The sequence below is a fragment of the Dietzia sp. DQ12-76 genome (genome assembly GCF_014145045.1).
Lineage (GTDB): Bacteria > Actinomycetota > Actinomycetes > Mycobacteriales > Mycobacteriaceae > Dietzia.
In genome coordinates this window covers 1-1,691 of the sequence record NZ_JAALDV010000276.1, presented here as the reverse complement: position 1 = coordinate 1,691, position 1,691 = coordinate 1, and the positions used below count along the sequence as shown (strand labels likewise).

Below are 1,691 nucleotides of genomic sequence, written 5' to 3'. Positions count from 1 at the left end.
TAGACCGATCACCACGGCGGCACCACCGAACGCCGCGGCGAGCACCATCGTCGAGGGAATTCGTCTGGTCCAGCGGTTCGCGGCGACGACCGGGGCGAGCAGCAACGCCACCACCAGCAGGGTTCCGACGGCCTGGTACGAGGCCACCACGGCGAGGGTCACCAGTCCCACGAGCGCCACCTGCGCGACCCTCGGCCGCAGCCCCAGGGTCTGGGCGACGCGGGGGTCGAAGGCCACGGCGACGAACGCGCGGTGGAAGCGGGCCGCCACCGCCAGGGTCACCACCAGCGCGAGGGCCAGGGTGACGAGTTCGGGACCGCGGATGGCCAGGATGTCGCCGAAGAGGATGGCGGTGGCGTCCGTGGCGAAGCTGCCGGAGTGGGAGACGATGATCACCCCGACCGACAGCATCGTGACGAACAGCAGCCCGATGGTGGTGTCGTAGGACAACCGGCCGCGCCTCTGCAACGCCCCGATCCCCGCGCTCATGGCCACCGCACTGACCGCGCCGCCGACCATCGCCGGAAAGCCGAGCACGGTGGCCAATGCCACTCCGGGGAGCATCCCGTGCCCGATCGCCTCGCCGAAGAACGCCATTCCCCGGATGACGACCCAGGTGCCGACCACTCCACAGATCGCCGCAACGAGCAGGCCGCCGACGAGAGCTCGGGCGACGAACGCGGTGCTGAACGGATCGAGGATCAGGGACACGAGGCCGTACACTATCTGTAACGACATTCGTTATCAACAAGGAGTGCAGACCATGCCCCTCTCGGGTCCGGCCCTCAGCGCCCACGGGTTGTGTTACGGCTATGAGGGCCGTGAAGTGCTCCACGACGCGGCGGTGGAGATGGCGTACGGGACCGTCACCGCTTTCGCCGGGCCGAACGGATCCGGCAAGTCCACTCTCGTGGAGCTCCTCGCCGGCGTCCGCGTTCCCCTCCGCGGCGAGGTGCGTCGGCGGGGCACCGTCTCACTCGTCGTCCAGCGACCCGCTGCGCCGGAGACCCTCCCCCTCACGGTCCGGGACACCGTCTCCATGGGGACGTGGGGGCGACGGATCGGTAGGCGGGAGGCCCGCGAGGTCGTGGCCGAGATGATCGGGGCGGTCGGCCTGGACGGCCTCGAGTCCCGCTCCCTGACGGAGCTGTCCGGAGGTCAGCGACAGCGCGCCCTCCTCGCCCAGGCGTTGGCGAGTCGCGCCGACATCGTGTTGATGGACGAACCCGATGCCGGACTGGATTCCGCCAGTCGGCGGCACGTCCACGAGTTGCTCACCGATCAGGCCCGTCGACGGGGCGTCGCCGTGGGCTGTGCGTCACATGACGAGCGGTTCGTCGCCACCGCCGATCACGTGGTGAGGTTGGAGGCCGGTCACGTGACGAGCTGCGCCACGTACACCCCCGACACCGCGAGCGCCGCCACGCCGAGTCCGGTGCGCAGCCCGAGCTCCGGGATGCGCGGTTGCAGCAGCACTCCCAGGTAGCCGCCGATCAGACCGCCCAGTCCGCAGACGATGCCGACTCCCCACGCCGGTGCGACCGGATCGGTCGAGAACCGTGCGAGCACGGTGAACACCACCGCGCCGACCACCGAGGTGATCCAGGTGGTGGCCAGGGCCGCGGGGGCGACGACCCCCACGGCCAGGCCCCCGGCGACCAGCAGGGGCGAGAGGATCGAACCCCCGCCGA

At 70.6% G+C, this 1,691-nt stretch carries 3 protein-coding genes; 1 reads left to right on the top strand and 2 read right to left on the bottom strand.

From position 1 onward, the window contains the following. Nucleotides 1-738, bottom strand: a 738-nt coding sequence (gene aztB / locus G6019_RS10130; protein ID WP_194305631.1) for a zinc ABC transporter permease AztB, incomplete at its 3' end; no start/stop codon positions are given. A 25-nt stretch (nucleotides 739-763) separates the two neighbouring features. On the opposite strand from aztB, the gene G6019_RS10125 reads away from it, so the two are divergent. Further along, entirely contained in the window at nucleotides 764-1,486 is a 723-nt protein-coding gene (locus G6019_RS10125) for an ATP-binding cassette domain-containing protein (RefSeq protein ID WP_194305630.1), read from the top strand. Here G6019_RS10125 and G6019_RS10120 read toward each other — a convergent pair. Further along, nucleotides 1,375-1,691, bottom strand: a 317-nt coding sequence (locus G6019_RS10120; RefSeq protein WP_375539755.1) for a hypothetical protein, incomplete at its 5' end; no start/stop codon positions are given. The two genes, G6019_RS10125 and G6019_RS10120, sit on opposite strands and share 112 nt — an antisense overlap.

What these genes read in the sequence shown, in the direction of transcription:
- G6019_RS10125 (WP_194305630.1), top strand. Translation starts at nt 764, where the DNA reads ATGCCCCTCTCGGGTCCGGCCCTCAGCGCCCACGGGTTGTGTTACGGC.